Annotated in this window: 15 protein-coding genes and 1 pseudogene; 8 read left to right on the top strand and 8 right to left on the bottom strand. The window is 61.3% G+C overall.

Going from position 1 to position 17,630, the window contains the following annotated elements; all coding sequences use genetic code 11:
* The first annotated feature begins 56 nt into the window (after positions 1–56).
* The 5 genes from P0652_RS09075 to P0652_RS09055 all read left to right on the top strand — a co-directional run bounded on the left by P0652_RS09075 (position 57) and on the right by P0652_RS09055 (position 4,225).
* Complete coding sequence (locus tag P0652_RS09075; RefSeq protein ID WP_284178458.1) at positions 57–1,067, top strand: DUF3137 domain-containing protein; 1,011 nt, start codon at positions 57–59, stop codon at positions 1,065–1,067.
* A gap of 126 nt (positions 1,068–1,193) precedes the next feature.
* A complete protein-coding gene (locus P0652_RS09070; RefSeq protein ID WP_284178457.1) occupies positions 1,194–2,207 on the top strand; it encodes an ABC transporter substrate-binding protein in 1,014 nt (337 codons plus the stop codon).
* Positions 2,208–2,444: 237 nt separating this feature from the next.
* Positions 2,445–3,086, top strand: a complete 642-nt coding sequence (locus P0652_RS09065; RefSeq protein ID WP_284178456.1) for an ABC transporter permease — start codon at positions 2,445–2,447, stop codon at positions 3,084–3,086.
* Positions 3,087–3,560: 474 nt separating this feature from the next.
* Positions 3,561–3,806, top strand: coding sequence for a type II toxin-antitoxin system Phd/YefM family antitoxin (locus P0652_RS09060; protein ID WP_284178455.1), 246 nt, complete (start codon positions 3,561–3,563; stop codon positions 3,804–3,806).
* 2 nt (positions 3,807–3,808) lie between these two features.
* Complete coding sequence (locus P0652_RS09055; protein ID WP_284178454.1) at positions 3,809–4,225, top strand: type II toxin-antitoxin system VapC family toxin; 417 nt, start codon at positions 3,809–3,811, stop codon at positions 4,223–4,225.
* Positions 4,226–4,663: 438 nt separating this feature from the next.
* Here the strand turns inward: P0652_RS09055 and P0652_RS09050 are convergent.
* Positions 4,664–5,879 (bottom strand): annotated as a pseudogene (locus P0652_RS09050) (IS3 family transposase).
* Between P0652_RS09050 and P0652_RS09045 the strand changes: the two are divergent.
* Together P0652_RS09045 and P0652_RS09040 are read left to right on the top strand one after the other, a co-directional pair.
* The gene (locus P0652_RS09045; RefSeq protein ID WP_284178453.1) at positions 5,862–6,572 is read left to right on the top strand and encodes a hydroxymethylglutaryl-CoA lyase-like TIM-barrel protein; all 711 of its coding nucleotides are present in this window, start codon (positions 5,862–5,864) and stop codon (positions 6,570–6,572) included. The pseudogene P0652_RS09050 and the gene P0652_RS09045 overlap by 18 nt on opposite strands.
* Complete coding sequence (locus tag P0652_RS09040; RefSeq protein ID WP_284178452.1) at positions 6,569–7,762, top strand: CaiB/BaiF CoA transferase family protein; 1,194 nt, start codon at positions 6,569–6,571, stop codon at positions 7,760–7,762. The genes P0652_RS09045 and P0652_RS09040 overlap by 4 nt, the downstream gene beginning before the upstream one ends.
* Before the next feature lie 135 nt (positions 7,763–7,897).
* On the opposite strand, the gene P0652_RS09035 is transcribed toward P0652_RS09040, so the two are convergent.
* From P0652_RS09035 to P0652_RS09015, 5 genes are all read right to left on the bottom strand, one after another.
* Positions 7,898–9,670 carry a glycoside hydrolase family 2 protein gene (locus tag P0652_RS09035; RefSeq protein ID WP_284178451.1) on the bottom strand — a complete coding sequence of 591 codons (1,773 nt, stop codon included), beginning with the start codon at positions 9,668–9,670 and terminating at the stop codon, positions 7,898–7,900.
* Complete coding sequence (locus P0652_RS09030; protein WP_284178450.1) at positions 9,667–10,833, bottom strand: prenyltransferase/squalene oxidase repeat-containing protein; 1,167 nt, start codon at positions 10,831–10,833, stop codon at positions 9,667–9,669. The genes P0652_RS09035 and P0652_RS09030 overlap by 4 nt, the downstream gene beginning before the upstream one ends.
* 4 nt (positions 10,834–10,837) lie before the next feature.
* Positions 10,838–11,671 carry a carbohydrate ABC transporter permease gene (locus P0652_RS09025; protein WP_284178449.1) on the bottom strand — a complete coding sequence of 278 codons (834 nt, stop codon included), beginning with the start codon at positions 11,669–11,671 and terminating at the stop codon, positions 10,838–10,840.
* A gap of 8 nt (positions 11,672–11,679) precedes the next feature.
* Positions 11,680–12,570: a carbohydrate ABC transporter permease gene (locus tag P0652_RS09020; RefSeq protein WP_284178448.1), complete on the bottom strand. Its 891-nt coding sequence runs from the start codon at positions 12,568–12,570 to the stop codon at positions 11,680–11,682.
* Positions 12,571–12,634: 64 nt separating this feature from the next.
* Positions 12,635–13,915, bottom strand: coding sequence for an ABC transporter substrate-binding protein (locus tag P0652_RS09015; protein ID WP_284178447.1), 1,281 nt, complete (start codon positions 13,913–13,915; stop codon positions 12,635–12,637).
* A gap of 118 nt (positions 13,916–14,033) precedes the next feature.
* On the opposite strand from P0652_RS09015, the gene P0652_RS09010 reads away from it, so the two are divergent.
* Positions 14,034–15,056, top strand: a complete 1,023-nt coding sequence (locus P0652_RS09010) for a LacI family DNA-binding transcriptional regulator (RefSeq protein WP_284178446.1) — start codon at positions 14,034–14,036, stop codon at positions 15,054–15,056.
* A gap of 410 nt (positions 15,057–15,466) precedes the next feature.
* Here the strand turns inward: P0652_RS09010 and P0652_RS09005 are convergent, their stop codons facing one another.
* Both P0652_RS09005 and P0652_RS09000 read right to left on the bottom strand, forming a co-directional pair.
* The gene (locus P0652_RS09005; RefSeq protein ID WP_284178585.1) at positions 15,467–16,423 is read right to left on the bottom strand and encodes a Bug family tripartite tricarboxylate transporter substrate binding protein; all 957 of its coding nucleotides are present in this window, start codon (positions 16,421–16,423) and stop codon (positions 15,467–15,469) included.
* A 43-nt stretch (positions 16,424–16,466) separates the two neighbouring features.
* Entirely contained in the window at positions 16,467–17,576 is a 1,110-nt protein-coding gene (locus tag P0652_RS09000; RefSeq protein ID WP_284178445.1) for a 4-oxalomesaconate tautomerase, read from the bottom strand.
* Positions 17,577–17,630: the final 54 nt, after the last annotated feature.

The following is a 17,630-nucleotide window of genomic DNA, read 5'->3' as shown; positions in this document are numbered from 1 at the left end:
GAAATCCCCGGGGCAGGGCACAATCCCCATCCCGGTGAAGGAGGATCGTATTCCTGATGGCCATACCGGATGATCATGCCTCGCGGCGGGCCTTTGCCACGCTGGTCGAGCGGGAAATCCTGCCGCGCCTCGCCATCCTTGAACAGGAACGGCAAGGCGAGCTGGCGCGACGGCGGTTCCGGCGTGGCCTTGTCGGCACGATTGCGGCCGGGTTGGCCTTGCTTGCCTTGCTGGCGATCGACGACACGATGCTGGCCGCAATCCTCTGTGCGTTTGTCGCGTTCGGCGCCTTGACGGCGTTCGTGCTGGTCAGCAGCATCAGCGAGGAAGCGTTCCAGGATCGGGTCAGGGCAGAGATCTGCCCGCCCATCGCCGCCTTCCTCGGTTTGCGATTCGACCTCGCCGCCGAGGAACGACCGGATCTCGCGCCCTTCACGCGGTCGGCGCTGCTGCCGGACCATGACCAGGAAGCGTTCCGGAACGGGCTGTCCGGTCTTTATCGCGGCCTCTCGGTTTCCGCCTGCGATCTCTGGCTGACCCGTCGCGAGCAGGAGGAGAACAGCGATGGCAAGACGCGCTGGACAAAGCGGCTGGTTTTCCAGGGCGTCATCGCCACGCTGTCGCTGGACCGGCCCGCGCCGGGGCGCATTGTTATCCGGGGCGATGGGGGATCCGTGATCAATGCCATGTCCGGATTTTTCGACAAGCACTTCAAGGGATTGATGCCCGTGACGATTGACCACCCCGCCTTCGAATCCGCGTTCGAGGTCCGGGCTGATCATCCCGAAGCCGCCCGGGCCTATATCAGCGGTGCGTTCCTTGATGCCCTGCTGGCCTTCGCCCGTCCCGAAGACGGAAAACCGCCTGCTCTTGCGGCCGCCTTTGTCGAGGATCGATTCCTGCTGGCAGTTTCCGGCACCTCGATCGTGGCTCAACTGCCGCTGGGCGCCTCGATGCTCGATTGCGCCCCCCGACTGGAGGACATGCGCCAGCGCATGCACCTGCCGATCCGACTGGTCGATACGTTTCTGGGACCGGAGGGTCGTTTCGGAGATGGCATCGCCTGACCCGGGCCCCGCCGACACGATCACTCGGGCAAGCAGGTTCTCGTATTCACCGGCCGCTCACCTCTTGGTGAGAGCCACGATGACGAATGGCCAATCGAGGAAGACAGCACTAGGATTGAGCTGGACATGACGAAGGAGGGGACGGTGAGAGTTCTGACACGCTTGGGCATCGGGCTCACATCGCTGTGGCTGGCCCTTTCGGCGGCTTCGGCCTGCGAGCTGGACAGGCCCATCAGGCTCGCCGGCCTCGATTACGATTCCGCCGCCTTCCACACCACCATGGCGCGCACGATTCTCGAGAAGGGCTTCGGTTGCAAGACCGAGCGCGTGCCGGGCGCCACCATTCCGCTCGTGAATGGCCTGGCCCGCGGCGATGTCGACATCACCATGGAAATCTGGCTCGCCAATCCGGTCCAGCCCTGGATCGATGCCGAACGTGACAGGAAGGTCGTCCGCCTCGGCACCACCTTCCCGGATGCAACGGAGGGCTGGTACGTGCCCCGGGCGCTGGTCGAAGGGCCCAATGCGAAAGCGCCGACTCTCCGGAACGTGTCCGATCTCGTCGCGCACAAGGCGCTTTTCCCTGATCCGGACAACCCGTCGAAAGGCCTGTTCTACAATTGCGTGCCGGGATGGCAGTGCGAATTGGTCAACACCAAGAAGCTCACCGCCTACGGCCTCGAGGCGCATTTTACGAATGTGCGTCCCGGCGCGAGCGAGGCCTTGGTGGCCGCCATCGATTCCGGCCTGAAGCGGGGCCGCCCGGTGCTGTTCTACCATTGGTCCCCGAGCTGGCTGGTCGGTGCCCATGACCTCGTGAAGCTCGAGGAGCCCGGCTTCGACCGCGAGATCTGGGCGAAGATGCTGGCCGAGGCCCGGCCGGACCGGGCTACGGCCTATCCGGTCTCGGAGGTCGTGATCGGCGCCAATGCACGCTTTGTCGATGCCGCGCCAAAGATTGCGACCTTCCTGCGCGCCTATCGTTCGAGTTCGGCCGAAACCTCCGCCGCGCTGGCGGCCGGCAGGGCCGCCGGCATTTCCGTGGAGCAGGCCGCCTTGCGTTACATGAAGGAAAAACCCGAAACATGGCGTCGGTGGGTGCCGGCGGAAATCGCCAGCCGCGTCGCGAACGCGCTGTAGGGGGCCTGAAAGCTGGACGGTGGAGATCTGGGCGCGGTCCTGCGCCAGCTCGTCAATCGAGGCGTCGAGCGCCTCCTGCAGGTCAATCCGGACGGCGTGGAGGCCTTCGGGCGGGCTCTGGCTGCGCCCGTGCGCGGGCTCGAATGGAGCTTGATGCTTCCGCCAGCCTGGATAACCGGTCTTGCGATTGGCGCCCTTGGCTGGAGGTTGGGGCGTTCCGGCCGGTTCGGCCTCGCGATGGCGTCCCTGCCCGCCGGTCTCTGGCTGCTCGGCCTCTGGTCGGAGGCCATGCGTTCGCTGGCCCTTGTCAGCGTTGCCGTATCCGCCGCCGTGATGATTGGCCTGCCCCTGGGCATTGCGGGCGCACGCTATCCACGCTTCGGACAGGTCGCGCGCATTCTCTATGACCTGATGCAGACTGTGCCGAGCTTTGTCTATCTCATCCCGGCCGCCATGCTGCTCGGCCTTGGCACCGCACCGGCGCTGTTCGCCACGATCATCGTTGCGGTACCGCCGGTCGCCCGGATGACAGATCTCGGCCTCCGCTCCGTGCGGATCGAGGATCGCGATGCAGCGCGATCCCTCGGACTGTCGAATTTCCTCATGCTCTGGCTGGTCGAGCTGCCACTGGCACGCCCCGCGATCATGGCGGGCATCAACCAGTCCGTCATGGGTGCCCTCGGCATGGTCGTGATCGCCTCCATGATCGGGGCACGGGGTATCGGCGAGACCGTGCTGATTGGCCTCCAGCGCGCAGATGCAGGACAGGGCGCGGTTGGCGGCCTCGGGATCGTCCTGCTCGCGATTCTCGTCGATCGGTTGAGCCAGGCTGCCGGCCGGCCGCGCTGGGTCACGGCAGCCGGAACGCGCGAACGCTGAACCCGCAGCGCTTCATGTTCCCGCTCTTTCCATGCGGCCGGAACAGCCTTCACGCTGGATCGGCCCGAGGGGCAAGGTCAGGTCGGCAGGGCGACACGTTGATCGAAATATTCGATGGGGCGCAAAACCGCATCGGGAACATAGAGGTCTATGGAGAAATCTCGACCGTCTATGCAGGTTGGTCTTTATTTGCTTGGGCGCTGGTAAACACGCGTTGATGGAAAAAATCTTTCGAAAGGCCCGCTTTAGCAACGGCTGGCCTTACTGCGTCAAACGGGACACTCATGGAACGTTTGCTCTGGTCCATCCTGAGGGCCTGGCGTGATTTGGCGAAAGGCCAACGCTGTGCCCTCATGTTTGCGGGCAAAAGCTCCGGTACGATGTCAATCGGGAGATTGCCGGCCCTCATGAGACAGGTTGCCGCCGATCATCGAAAGTAGTATAGACCATACTAGTCCATTTATGGGGTTCGTGATGTGGTCAGTCGCTGAAGCCAAGGCTCAACTCTCCGAGGTCCTGCGCAAGGCACGCGGTGGATCGCCCCAGGTGATCGGCACGCAGGATCCTTGCGTTGTCGTTTCCCTCGAGACCTATCAGAACCGGCTCGCCGAAGCCGATCACGACGGCAAATGGCTGATCGATATGTCTTCACGGCTCGGTCTTGATATCCCCCTGCCCTCGCGGCGGGAGGATCGTGCTGATCCGGGGTTTGGCGAGTGAGCATGGACGGACCTTACCTGCTCGACACCAACGTCGTATCGGAACTCGCCCGGAAGAGCCCGGATCCGGGTGTCATCGCATTCATCGCAGAACAGCCCAGGCTTCAGGTCAGCACGATCCTGTTCCACGAGCTGACCTATGGCCTCGAGACAGCCAACCCGGAGCAGAAGCCGCGTCTGACGATCTTTGTCGCTGGTCTTCGGGAACGCTTCGGAAAATCCGCAATCCCGGTTGACCTTGAGATCGCGGAAACCGCAGGGCGCCTCCGAGCCTTCGAGAAAGCCAACGGGCGCATCCTCACCGTCGCCGATTCCATGATGGCGGCCACCGCCGTCGTTCGGGATCTTGCGCTCGTCAGCCGCAACCTGAAGGACTTCGAGACCCTAGGCCTGAAACTCTCCAATCCGTTCAGAGGCTGACCACCCCAACGATCTGGCCCTCGGGCGCGCTGCAGCGCAACCTGACCGCAGCGCAGCACGCCCGTCACCCGACGCTTGCGATCTTGCAGAGAGCCGCCGGATGCTTGCGGGGAGGAAGGCTCAAGCGGCTCTTTCGCCGCATCGTCATGCTCTTGCTGTACGCTGTCTCGACATCATAAAATCTAAGCCTGAGCTTCTTTATGGAGCCCCGCATGACGCCCTTGTCCGTTTTTCTCACCGCGGGCCTTCTGGTTCTTGGCGCAGGCGCTGCTTCGGCCCGGTCATCCCTGTCTGTGGATCAGGCGATTGGCGCCCAAATGATCGGCCAGTCGTCCGATTGGGCATCCGCCATCGGCAGTGCCGTGGGCATGGGCACAAAAATGCTGGGCAGCGGGGCCATCGGGTGATCGGCCCCCACTGAGTGGTCCAGTTGGAATGTTAGTGCATTGACGGCCTCAACGCCAGCGCGGGCGGCGAAGCTGGATGGGTTTGCGCAGCCGCCCGCGCAGCCATGGCTGGCACGAAGACCTCCGGCGCAGGGGGCTTGTAGCCCAACGAACCGTGTGGGCGCACGGTGTTGTAGTGGCGCCGCCAGTTCTCAATGACGATCTTGGCCTCGGCGAGCGAGTAGAAGATCTCACCATCGAGCAATTCATCCCTGAGCCGAGCATTGAAGCTCTCGATAAATTCCAAAGGAATTGCGCGAAGCGTGGTTTTCCCATGGCGATCCTGGCGTAATGTAGGCCGTCTTGGCCCCGACTGCCGTGATCCACTTCTGAACGGCTTTGGCGACGAACTCGGGCCCATTGTCTGAACGAATGTGGCCAGGGACGCCCCGCAGGATGAAGAGATCGGACAGGACATCGATCACGTCGATCGATTTCAATCGCCGGTCAACGCGGATCGCCAGGCATTCGTGGGTGAACTCGTCGATGATGTTGAGCATCCGGTATTTCTTCCCCTCATGGGTGCGATCCTCGACGAAGTCGTAGCTCCAGACATGGTTTGGGTATTCCGCACGCAGTCGGATGCAGGAACCATCGGCCAACCAAAGCCGGCCTTTCTTCGGCTGCTTCGCTGGAACCTTGAACCCTTCGCGCCGCCAAAGGCGTTCAACCCGCTTGTCGTTGATGACCCAGCCGGCTGTCGAACGCAGAAGTTCGGCGATCTTCCGATAGCCGTAGCGACCATATCGCCGGACCAACACAGTCATGTCGTCGATCAGCGCCTTTTCGTCATCAGGCCCCTTGGGGCGCCGGCGCTGTGTCGAGCGATGCTGCCCGAGCACCCGGCAGACCCGCCGCCAAGAGAGCGTCTTTTTGCAGCTTCAGTTCGGATCGAACATGATCAATGCAGGCGCGACGCCGCGCAGGGCTCAGAAGTTTCCCGAGGCTGCTTCCTTCAGGATCATCTTGTCGAGCGTGAGATCGGAGACGGCGCGTCGCAACCGGGCATTTTCCGCCTCGAGATCCTTCATCCGCTTGACCTGATCACTCTTCAGCCCGCCGAACTCCTGCCGCCAGCGGCAATACGTGACCTCCGTCACGCCAATATCGCGAACGGCATCGGCGACGGATTTGCCCTGCGAAACCAGGACATCGACCTGTCGCAGCTTCGCGACGATCTCTTCGGGCTTGTGACGCTTTCTCGGCATGAACAGGATCCTCCTCGTGGCCACAAGACATACTTCAAGGTGGACCAATTCATTGGGGGTGGATCATTCACTCGCAAGAACCTCAATCGGGACCGGCCCGGCCAGATCGCGGCTATGCGCGAGCATATTGCGGCCCACAAAGCCGCTGGCGTTCCGGTGACGCGCCTCACCGTGATGGCCGCCTTTGGTTGCAATTATCAGGGTGATGTGCCGCCCTCCGCCGTGGTCGAAGCGGTCGCTGATGGGTTTACGATCGCGAACGAAGCGGGGCTCGCATTCGAGAAAGTCTCCATTGCTGATTCCATGGGCTGGGCGACGCCGCAGCGCATCAGCCGCGTGATCGGCGCGTTGCGCGAGACATGGCCCGAACTGCCGATTTCGCTCCACCTCCACGACACGCGCGGGCTTGGCATCGCCTCGGCTTATGAGGGTTTGCGGCTCGGGGTTCGCTATTTCGATGCAGCCGTTGCTGGCCTCGGCGGTTGTCCCTTCGCCGGCCATCCGGGCGCGCCGGGAAACATCGCCACTGAAGAGCTCGTGCTGATGTGCGAGGAAATGGGTATCGCAACGGGCATTGATCTCGATGCACTCATGGAGGCAGGTCGTCTCGCCGAGCGTATCGTCGGGCGGCAATTGCCGAGCGCGGCCCTGCGCTCCGGCACGATCGACACCTTCCGGAAGCGCGCGGCATGAGCAAGGCAGCGAAACCCCTGGCTGGTCTGCGCGTGCTCGATTTCGGGCACACGATCATGGGCCCCTGTGCCGGGCATGTGATGGCCGATCTTGGCGCTGACGTCATCAAGATCGAGTCGGTGGAGGGCGATCCCACGCGACGGTTGCCCGGTTTTGCCTCCGGCTTCTTCGCGACCTTCAATCGCAACAAGCGCTCGGTCGCTGTTGATCTCAAGAGCGAGGCGGGGCGTGCGATTGTGCATCGGCTCGTCAAGGATGCAGATGTCGTGCTTGAGAATTTTGGGCCGGGCACGATCGAACGCCTTGATTGCGGCTGGGAGACGCTCTCAGCTGTCAATCCGCGCCTGATCTTCCTCACGATGAAGGGATTTCTCGCCGGCCCTTACGAGCATCGCGGCGCGCTCGATGAGGTCGTGCAGATGCAATCGGGCCTCGCCTATATGACAGGCCCGCCGGGCCGGCCCCTGCGTGCGGGCGCGCCAATTGTCGATATTCTCGGCGGCGTGTTTGGCGTGGTTGCTGCGCTTGCCGCCTTGCGTGAGCGCGATGTCACCGGGCGCGGGCAACGCGTGAGTTCGTCGCTTTTCGAGAGTGCGGTGTTCCTCTTGGCCTCGATGATGGCGGGGTCGGCCGTGACCGGCCAGCCGATGCCGCCGATGCCCGCGCGCAAGAGCGCGTGGGGCGTTTATGACGTGTTCAATGCGCGCGGCGGTCAGGTCTTCATCGGCATCACCAATGATCCGCAATGGCACCGCTTCTGTGACGCCTTCGGCTTCAAGGACTGGCGTGATGCGCCGCATATGCAGGGCAATGCCAGGCGCTGCGATGCGCGCGAATGGCTGCTGCCGGAGCTGCAGCAACGCCTCGACCCGTTCGACATGGGCGATATTCTCGAGCGCTGCGAAGCCGCGAACATCCCCTTCGCGCGCGTCGGGCGGCCGGATGAACTCGCGGCTGATCCGCATCTCGCGGCGGGCGGTCTTCTCAATGTCGCTTTGGGTGCACTTGGCGGTGGCGTTGAGGTGGGATTGCCGGCGCTCCCGCTGGAATTCGGCGATGATCGAGTGCGTCCCGGCCTCGAGACGCAGCCGCCGCGCCTTGGCGAACATACGCGTGCGATCCTTGCGGCCTCCGGCTATTCGGCGCAGGAGATCGAGGCTTTTGCGACGGCTGGCGTGATCGCGAGGTAGCTTAGCCCCTGCAGAATGCGGCGCAGCCCGTCTCCTACAAGGGCTTTGTGGGATCGAGCGCATGGACGGTCGAGTTCTCCTTTTAGATCCCGATAATTCGGTTCTCCGAAAACCTGCTCTGTCGCTGCCTTGTCCCTACTTGTCGCGGTAACAGTCAGTCAGGACCTCGAAGGCCAGTTTCTTCGTTGTCTTGTCCGAACCAATGAGCCCTTTGCGGTTATAGCCGCGCTGGAACCCGGTCTGTCTGCGTTCGGTGCGGAAATCATAGAGCAACCAGGCCGCAAGCCCGGCGATATAGGGCGTCGCCAAGATGCGTCGAAACTGCTCACGATAAAATTCCGCCTGCCAATCCTCTGTGAAGAGCACCCGACCCGCTCCGCGATTACCCGTCACGGCATCCGCGCCCGTCTCGCTGACAATGACAGGCTTGCCGGGGTTGGAATTGGCCAGAAGCCGGTCCAGCCCGGAGAAGTCAGCCTCATACCAGCCGAAATATTCGTTCAGGCCGATGATATCGAGGTGATCCGCAAGCCGGTCCTCGATGGTGAAGTGCTCGCGATTGATAAGGCAAGCCGCTGACGTCAACCGGGATGGATCAAGCCGTTTCGCCGTTGCTGCGAGATCCCCCATGAAGGCAAGGCGGGCATCGGTATCGGCGTTCTCATTGCCGACTCCCCAGATGATGACGCTGGCCCGATTCATATCCCGGAGGATAAGTTCGCAAAGCTGGTTGCGCGCGTCGGCGAGCGTTGCCGGATTGGAAAAATCGATCGCCCAATAGACCGGGATCTCCGCCCAGAGCAGCAATCCTTCTTCATCGGCAATGCGCGCTGCCAGCTCATGGTGCGGGTAATGCGCCAGGCGCAGAAAATTGCAGCCCAGTTCCTTGGCGTGTCGGAAGCGTCGGCGGATATCTGCCTCGGTGGAGACCTTGCCGTGTTCCAGATCGTCCTCGTGCACACAGATGCCCTTGAGCCAGATCGGCTCGCCGTTCAGCAGGATTTCGGTGCCGCGTGTCTCGATTGTTCGAAAGCCGATCCGCTCGATGACGATGTCGCCTGCGAAGGCAACGCGCACCTCGTAGAGTTTCGGCTCGGCCGGCGACCAGCGCGTGACTGAGACAGGGACGGTGACCTCTCCCTTGCCGCTTTCCACCCGCATGCTGGCACGCAGGTCGAGTTCTGCGATTTCCAATTCAGCCATACCGGAAACAGGCTCCGATGCGGACAAACGGAAATGCACGGCAGCACCGTCGGGAGTAAGCGACGCGCTCGCGTTGCGGATAAACACCTGCGGCAGGCGCAACAAAGCAACTTCGCGATAAAGCCCGCCATAATTGAACCAGTCGATATGGTGCATCGGCACACGGTCATGCCGTCGGCGGTTCTCGACATAGACCTGCAGTCGATTGCGACCGGGCTTGAGATGGGCGCTCGCCTCGACGCAGAACGGCGTGGATCCGCCTTGATGCCCCCCCAAATAGGCACCGTTCAGAAAGACGAGGGCTGCATAATTCGCCGCCCCAAAGCTCAGGAAAACGCGCTCGGCCGCCTCGCCCGGTTCCCAATTCAGCCACCGCGTGTACCAGGCTGCGCCCTCGAAATGGAACCATTCCGGCTTCAGCACATTCCAGCACGAGGGCACATGGACGCATTCGCCGGCTTCGATCTCATAGTCGCGTGGCGTCGCCCATTGCGATGGCGGAGTCTCGTCAAGCTCGTACCAGCGTTGCCGCAATCCCTCATCGAAAAGGTCGAGCGTCATGTGCCATTCGCCATCAAGCGAGTGCGCCTTGCGGCCCGAGAGGGCGACCAGCGTTTCGGCTGTTGCCAGGCGGCGCGAGAAGGGGCGAGCGTAGTCCTCGTCGTGCAGATGCGCGAAGGGATCATCGGCCTCATGCGCGGTCATGCCTTCGGGCTCCACCGGGAGACACGATAACCGATACCGATCATTCGCCGGAAGTTCCAGGTCCAACGCCCGGGCCAAAGCACATCGGCGATCATGGCAATCGCAATCCAACGGAACCAGGTGGCGAAGGTGTTGGAAGCGCCTTGCGGTTCTTCGTAGCCCTTCACCCACCCATCTTGCCGGCGCGTGCCCTCGCGGACATCGCAAAAGCCTCCATCTGCGTTCTGGAAGGCCAGAAGTTCCGGCAGCAGGGCGGCAAGCCAGGCCTCGATATCATGGCGGCGATAGGCGAGCAGTCGCCAGCCATGGACGAGCAGGTCGACCGCATCCACGTCGATGCAGGCGCTATCGATCCGCGGCGGCAGTGAGAGGCAATAGTCCACCGCACGATCCTGCCCTTCGAGCACACGCCCCTCGTGATACCAGAGATGGAAATTGTGCATGGAGCCGGCAAAGGCATGCAGCAGCTGGATATCGTCCGAAAGCTGGCCGACGCCCCAGAACCCGGTCGTCGGTTCGCGCAGGCGGTCATGCCAGTCGAAGAGTTGATCGAGTGCCCGATCCACAGCCGGTCGATAGTTCTCGCCGTCCGCCTGCCCGTCACCATGCTGGCGCAGCAGGAGCAGGAAGCTCGCGAGATTGACGATGTTGTTCCCTTCCTGCCAGGGGTCGCGCAGATCACGCAGGCTCAGCCAATGGCCGAGCGTTTTCTCGTCGAGATAGTCCTTCACAAAATCGAGGATCGGCCGACGCTCCGGCGCAAGTGCCTCGATCGCCCCGAGTGCGTAATTCGTGACGTGGAAATCGATGTAGCGCCAGGTTTCGTTGATATCCGACTTTTTAAAGACATCGGCTTCTCGCATGCCAACCATACGGAAGCGCCCATCGGGATGACGGCTCAGCTCCAGCCATTGGACGAGCTTCGTCCGTTCGTCCGCGGACCAATCGGCAAGGCCGCCAAGCAGGTCGAGGCACATGATGCCGTTATAGGTTCCCGGCAGGAGCACGCCGGGCCAGCGGGATGCCTCATGCATCGCGCTGATGCGCATGCAGCCTTTCGGCATGCCCGAGGCTTGCATCGACTTCAGCCAGCCGATCGTGGCCTCTCGCGCGGTTTCGATGCCGATAGCGAGTTTCTCATGGTTGTCAAATGACCTGAGCATCGGTCTACCCCTTCACGGCTCCGGCCGCCATGCCTTCCATCACGCGCTTCTGCGCCAGGAGGAACAGCGCAGCCACCGGCAATGTGGTCAGCACGGCCAGTGCCATGATGCCCTGAAAGTTGGAGCCGAGTTCGCTATTCATGGACAGCAGCGCCACCGGCAGCGTGTAGGTATCGGGCGAACGCGAGATGACCATGATCGGGAACCACTGCGACCAGTTGAGCAGGAATGTGATGAGCGAAACGGTTGCGGTGATCGGCATGGCCATAGGCAGCACGACCTTGGTCAGGATTTGCCACTCGCTCGCGCCATCGATCACCGCCGCCTCGATGACCTCATTCGGGATTTTGCGGAAGAACTGCTCGAAAAGGAAGAATTGCAGCGGTCCGAGCGCGAGAAACAGGATGATGCCGGCATACGAGCCGAGCAGCCCCAGCTTGAACATCACCAGGTAAACCGGGATCACCAGCAGCATGTAGGGATACATGATCGTGATGAGAAAGCCGTAGCGTATCAGGCCGAAGCCCGGCGCTTTTGGCCGCCGCGTCAGCGCGTAGGCGCCGAGTGCCGTCACGATGACGCTCAGCAAAGTCGATAATGTGGTGATGGTAAGCGAGTTGAAGACATAGGTTGAGAGATTCACACCTCCAATCCTGCCGATCTCCGAAAAGATCTGGAAGCTGAAGGTCTCGGGCCAGGGCCGCAGCGGCGCAGACATGATCGCACGCGTCGGCCGGAAAGCAGACACGAGCATCCACCAGTAGGGGTAGAGGAAAAGCAGGCTTGTGCCGATCGCGACGGTGTAGGCGGCTGCCTGCAACAATCGGTTGGCGCGCATGCCGTCTGTCATCGCCCTGGCTCCCGATCTCCGATTCTGTAGGCTGTCAGCGACAAGCCGATCACGATGGCGAAGAGGATCGTGGCCATGGCGGTCGCCTCGCCATAGCGGGCCTGATCAAAGAGCTGATAGGCGTAATAGCTGACAAAATTCGTCTGGTCGTTCGGGCCGCCCTTTGTCATCACCACCACGACGGTGAACGTCTTCAGAAACTGGATCAGCGCGTATACGGTGTTGATTACGAGCGCCGGCCTCAATTGCGGCAGGATCACATACCGCCAGCGCTGCCATGTCGTGGCGCCATCGATCTGGGCGGCCTCTTCCAAGGCGCGATCCCGGATGGAGAGATTGGCGAGGAAGATGATCATGTAGAAGCCCGCATGGTGCCAGAGCTCGGCGATCAAGATCGAAAGCAACGCCGTATCCACGCTCGAAAGCCCGCCGAAAGCCGGCAAGCCCAACAGCTCGAGGGCAGCGTTCAGCGCGCCGAAAGACCGGTCATAGAGCCAGCGCCAGACCACATAGCCCGCAACATCCGGCGTGATAACAGGCAGGAAGATGGCGAGCCGGAAAAAGAGGTTGCCACGCTTCAGGAGCGTTGAATCGAGCAGGATCGCAAAGCCAAGCGCAAAAGCCAGGTTCGCGATCACCGACAGCACGGTGTAGAGCAACGTGCGCCACAGCGAGGCGAGAAAAATCGAGTCAGAGAGAACGGCCAGATAATTGGCAAAACCAACATAAGTAGGGTTGGGCCGCAGCGCCGTGGCAGACGCGGTAAACGAGACCTGGATCGAGAGCAGGATTGGCCAGATGCCGAGCAGGATTGTCAGCGCCGCGAACGGGGCGACAAGAAGATAGAACACCCTGTCACGGGACAGATTTCCGAGAAGTTCCGTCATTGACCCGCATCCCGATTGAACGACCGCCTACCGATCAGGGCCGGCGGTCGCAATGGCATGTTGCTCAGCCCTTCAGCTTGGTAGCAAGGTCGCGCATTTCCTTCGCTGTCTCGGCGATAAAGGCCTTCCAGTCCGCCGGCGGATTGGCGATGCCGGACAGCAGCTTGCGGTGGAAAGCTGCTTCGAGCTCCGGATAGAAGGCGTGGATCGATTCCGGAAAGTCATAGGCCACAAGCCGGTGTTCCGCCTTGGCGAAATACTGCGAGCGGGGCGAGAGCTTCGAAACATCGAGATCCTTGCGGACGCCAGCGCCGATATTCTCAAGCGAAGCCTGCTGTGCGGCCTTGGAGAGCATGAAGGCGGCAAATTCCTGAGCCAGTGCTTTGTTGGGCGAGTTTTCCGGCACGGCGACGCCACGCATGCCACCGATCACGACAGCATTCGGACGATCCGCCGCGAATTTCGGCCACGGACCGGAAACGAAATCTCCGTTGAGCACCTGTGCGCCGTCCCACTTGCGCACGTTCCAGTCGCCGACGCGGAACATGCCGCCGCGCCCCCCCTCGATCACCTGATACATTTCGGCGAAGGAGTGATTGATTGTATCGGGCGAGACGAATTTGTAGCTCGAATAGGTCTTCAGGAACTCTTCAAGCACCTGCGCATGGGCAGGCTGGTCGATGGTGATCTTGCCCTCGGGATCGATCAGCGTATGGCGGAGACCCGAGCCAAACATGAACAGGTCGAGCATGTGGATGAGGTCGCGCGGCTTGGCAGCCTGCAGCGCCAGGCCGAAGGTGTCGGCCTTTCCGTTGCCATCGGGGTCGTTGTCGCGGAAGGCAGCGGCAAGCGTCTTTACCTCTTCCCAGGTGTCCGGGAACTTGCCGCCATTCTTCTCGAGCCAGCTCTTGCGCAGCCCGAAGGCCATCTGCACCCGCTGGATCGGGATGATGATCTGACGACCCTTGAAGGTCGCAACCCTCATATCGTCCGCCGAGAGGAAGGCCTTGTCCGAAATCTTTCCGGTCAATTCCTTCAGATCCATCACCTTGTTCGTCTGGTTCTGTATGCGGATGACGCGCTCGTAGTTGTTGAAAATCAGGTCCGGCGCCGTGTCGGTATTCAACGCACTGATCACGCGGCCAAACCATTGGTCCGTGGGGAAACTCTGCGAACGCACGGTGACGCCGGGTTTCTGCTTGGCAAATTCCGCCGAGAGCGCCTCAAACCACTTGATCCCGTTATCCCCGAGATCATGCCAAACGGTGAGTTGCTGGGCCTTTGCTGGCAGGGTGGACACGGCTGCCGCGAAGGTCGCGCATGCGATTATGCGTAAAATGCCCATTTTTTCCTCCCAAGGGCTGACAATTTGCCGGTAAGCCGGTTCTTGACTTTCAGGGAAAACAAGGGAAAACGTTTTCCTTGTGGCAACCCTATCATTGGCGAGAAAAACTTCAAGCGACATGGTGCGGCGAACGGTCCAGTCGAGTTCCATCAAGGATGTCGCTGCGCTTGCCGGGGTTTCGATCGCCACGGTTTCACGTGTCGTGAATGGTGTGGCGAACAAGGCATCGGCCGACACCATCGAGCGTGTGCGCAAGGCCATCGCGACTCTCGACTATCGAACCACCAGTGCGGGGCGCGATCTGAGGCAACGCACCAGCCGGCTTGTCGCCGTTCTTGCTTCCAATCTGGCCAATCCGGTGATGGCGGCGATTGCCGCTTCAGCCGAAGTTGCGATCCGGGGCGCCGGCCTCGTCATGGTTCTGTGCGACACGCACGACCAGCCGGAGCTTCAGGATGAGTTCCTGCGCGAGATGCTTGCACAACAGGCGCGCGCGATCGTGCTCCTTGGCGCCGTTGATAGCCCGGCGTTGCGACGTCTTCAGGACCCGGCAACGCCGGTCGTGTTCGTCAATCGTCAGGATCCGACGGGACGCGAGAGCACGTTCATCGGCATTGACAATCGTCGGGCAGGGGAAGATGTCGCCGCCTGGGCCATGGCGCGCGGCCTGCGAAAGGCAGCGCTGATCCATGCGCCGATCACCTCCTCGGCGACGCGCGATCGTGTCTCTGGAATCCTCACGGGCTTCGCCGCGGCAGGGGCGCCCTTGCCAAAGTCTTGGGTGCTGTCACCGGATGCCGTGGACCACCTCAATATCGGCTTTGAATCTGCAAGGCGGCTCATCGGCGACCGGCATGTCCCGGATCTCGTGATTGGAACGAGTGACCTTATTGCGTTTGGCGCGGCAAGGGCCTGGCGGGAAGCAGGACCGGAGGTCCCCACGCCGCGCATGATCGGCTTCGATGACTCCCCAATCAACGAATGGCTTGCGCCCGAACTCAGTTCCGTCCGCATCCCCTACGACGCCTATGGTGCTGCAATCGTCGAGGCGCTCCTGTTTCCAAAACCGACCAATCAGATCGTGCTAGATCACAGGATTGTCGAACGACCTGCGCGGCTGGGCATCCACTCTGCGAGCTAGGATCAAGTACCTGCCGTTTCTCGCCGTGCAAGCTAAGCCAAGCTCCAGCTGCAACTGCAGATTTCCCGGCACCATCATTGCCAAAACAGGTCGACGCTGGACCGTCGCACAGAATTGGCATGTTTCCGTTTCTGGAGGGAGTTTTCCGGAGAAATGATGTTGAATCGCACCCGAATGGTTTGATATCTACGTGGCGCACCACATCGCTTGTTAAGTTGCGAACCGCTGTCAGGCTGGCCATGGGCCGGGCGTTAAATGTGCCCGGAAAGCAATAGACCGGAATGGGGCCGGAAGCGCAATGGCGGGTTTCGGCGCCAGCATAGCGAAAGCGGACATCATCGAAGCCCGGCATTAGGTCACAACCGAGGCCCGCCCCTGAAGGAGCGATGCCTCGTCAGGCCCGGCAGTTATCAATCATGTTTCAGCCCGGCAGTGGCGATGAGTTCGCCCCAACGCTTGTGCTCATTGGCCATCATCGTCCCGAATTCTTCGGGTGAATTGCCAATTGGCGTTGCGCCATCTTTTGCGAGGCGATCCATGAGGAGCGGAGATTTCAGAGCTTCCAATGTTGCTGCCCGAAGCCGTTCGATAATCGGTTTTGGCGTACCCGTAGGAACAACGAACCCATACCAGGCGCCGGCTTCGTAATCCGGCCAGCCCAGTTCGGCCACCGCAGGAATCTCGGGCGCTATCGGCGAGCGCTTCTTCGAGGTCTCGGCAAGGGCCCGAAGCAAGCCACCTTGGATCTGCCCCAGCACCGAGGGGAAGGTGGTGACCATGAAATCCGTCTTGGCCGAGATGAGGTCGCTGATGGCCGGCCCGGCACCGCGGTAGGGAATGTGGATTGCGTTCAATCCCGAAGCTCTTTCCAGCAGCATTGTCGCAAGATGGCTCGCGGAACCGTTGCCGGCCGAACCGTAATTGAGCTTCCCGGTATTGGCCCTGCCAAACGCAATCAGTTCCTGAAGGGTCTTGAATTTCGAATCTTTGGGCACAACGACGACCAGCGGCGCAGAGGCCAGCAGCGTAACCGGGTCGAACGCCTTGAGCGTATCCACTTTCATCGACTTGAAGAGATGGGGATTGACAACCATCGGGCCCTGATTGGCCATAAGAACCGTGTAGCCGTCCTTCTCGGCGAAGGCCGCCTGTTGTGTCGCGATATTGCCCCCCGCAGCGCCGTTGTTCTCGACAATCATCGTCTGGCCGATTGCCTCTCCGATTCCCTGTGCAACGGCACGGGCGATCGTGTCTGTGCCACCGCCAGCAGCGTAGGGCACGATCAGCTTGATGGGCTTGGACGGATACTGCTGCTGAGCACGGGCTGAGGCGAGGCCAAGAGTGGAAGCGGCAAGGCCAAGGGTCATTTGGCGGCGATTGATGATCACGGTTTTCTCCCTAATCTTGTTGTCAGGCGGATTTGGCGAAGGGTGTGGCAACGTCCTGCAGAGCCGTTTCTGGCAACCGGACAAAGACGGAGCCGTCGAAGATTTTTCGGGCTGTGCGGATAAGCGAAGCCTCGATTGGGCCATCCGCGCACCGTTGGTTGAGGGTCAGCTCTATGGATCCTGCCGGGTGTTCGATGCGGATTGGAGTTCCAACTCCAGCATGAGGAACAAGGGCATTGGCGATGGTGCCGGCGGTCGCGCAGGCCGTGGCAATGCCTACCGCACCTGTGACAGCAAGTGCCTTATGCGTGGCATGCGGCATGAAATAACGTACGGCCAGGGTTCCGCCTTTGACTGGTGCTGAAATCAGAACCGGCTTCGGAACCACGAGCGAGCGCACATCGCCCAGACCCATTCGAAGGCCAGCCTGGATGCGGAGAGCCTCAAGGCGCGCCATGAAATCGCGATCCGCATCAAGGTCAGCCGGGCTCTCCTGTCCGGTCTTTCCGAGATCTTCGGCACGAACGATCATCAGCGGCATGGCAGCATCGATCAAGGTGCAAGAGACCCCGCCGATCACGTCAATGGCCGCGCCCGATGGCAACAGTTTGCCTGTCTTTGCGCCTGCAGAATCCAGAAATGTAAGTCGGATGGGTGCAGCAGCATCGGGCACCCCGTCGATACGGCAATCACCCTCATAGGTGACACGGCCTCCAGGGGTCTGGATCAGGGCTTCGATCCGCTTGCCGGTATTTACATTGAAAATACGAACGTATGTTTCGCCAGAGGAGGCCTGCACAAGTCCCTTCTCAATGGCGAAAGGGCCCACACCGCTAAGCATATTGCCACAATTTGGCGAGGTATCGACCCGGCGTCCCGCTACCGTCACCTGCGCGAAGAGATAATCGACATCGGCATTGGGGCGGTTCGAGCGCGAGACTATCGCCACCTTGCTCGTGAGCGGACTGCCGCCGCCGATGCCATCGATTTGCAAATCATGGCCCGCGCCCATCGCGGAAATGAGAGCCGCGTCCCGTGTGTCGCGATCGGCAGGCAGATCACCGGCGAGAAAGAATGGGCCACGCGATGTACCACCACGCATCAGCATGCAGGGGATCTGCCGGGTCTCCATCTGTCACTCCTGCGTGGGAGACAAATTTTATTGCAGGATAAGCATCAATTTCGA

Source organism: Rhabdaerophilum sp. SD176, from assembly GCF_030143245.1.
Taxonomy (GTDB): Bacteria; Pseudomonadota; Alphaproteobacteria; order Rhizobiales; family Beijerinckiaceae; genus Rhabdaerophilum.
Note: the sequence above shows the minus strand (reverse complement) of the source record. Positions and strands in the feature narration are given on the sequence as shown.

Coding starts and splice junctions, on each gene's coding strand:
- P0652_RS09075 (WP_284178458.1), top strand. CDS start 57: ATGGCCATACCGGATGATCATGCCTCGCGGCGGGCCTTTGCCACGCTG.
- P0652_RS09070 (WP_284178457.1), top strand. CDS start 1,194: ATGACGAAGGAGGGGACGGTGAGAGTTCTGACACGCTTGGGCATCGGG.
- P0652_RS09065 (WP_284178456.1), top strand. CDS start 2,445: ATGGCGTCCCTGCCCGCCGGTCTCTGGCTGCTCGGCCTCTGGTCGGAG.
- P0652_RS09060 (WP_284178455.1), top strand. CDS start 3,561: ATGTGGTCAGTCGCTGAAGCCAAGGCTCAACTCTCCGAGGTCCTGCGC.
- P0652_RS09055 (WP_284178454.1), top strand. CDS start 3,809: ATGGACGGACCTTACCTGCTCGACACCAACGTCGTATCGGAACTCGCC.
- P0652_RS09040 (WP_284178452.1), top strand. CDS start 6,569: ATGAGCAAGGCAGCGAAACCCCTGGCTGGTCTGCGCGTGCTCGATTTC.
- P0652_RS09035 (WP_284178451.1), bottom strand. CDS start 9,670: ATGACCGCGCATGAGGCCGATGATCCCTTCGCGCATCTGCACGACGAG.
- P0652_RS09030 (WP_284178450.1), bottom strand. CDS start 10,833: ATGCTCAGGTCATTTGACAACCATGAGAAACTCGCTATCGGCATCGAA.
- P0652_RS09025 (WP_284178449.1), bottom strand. CDS start 11,671: ATGCGCGCCAACCGATTGTTGCAGGCAGCCGCCTACACCGTCGCGATC.
- P0652_RS09020 (WP_284178448.1), bottom strand. CDS start 12,570: ATGACGGAACTTCTCGGAAATCTGTCCCGTGACAGGGTGTTCTATCTT.
- P0652_RS09015 (WP_284178447.1), bottom strand. CDS start 13,915: ATGGGCATTTTACGCATAATCGCATGCGCGACCTTCGCGGCAGCCGTG.
- P0652_RS09010 (WP_284178446.1), top strand. CDS start 14,034: ATGGTGCGGCGAACGGTCCAGTCGAGTTCCATCAAGGATGTCGCTGCG.
- P0652_RS09005 (WP_284178585.1), bottom strand. CDS start 16,423: ATGACCCTTGGCCTTGCCGCTTCCACTCTTGGCCTCGCCTCAGCCCGT.
- P0652_RS09000 (WP_284178445.1), bottom strand. CDS start 17,576: ATGGAGACCCGGCAGATCCCCTGCATGCTGATGCGTGGTGGTACATCG.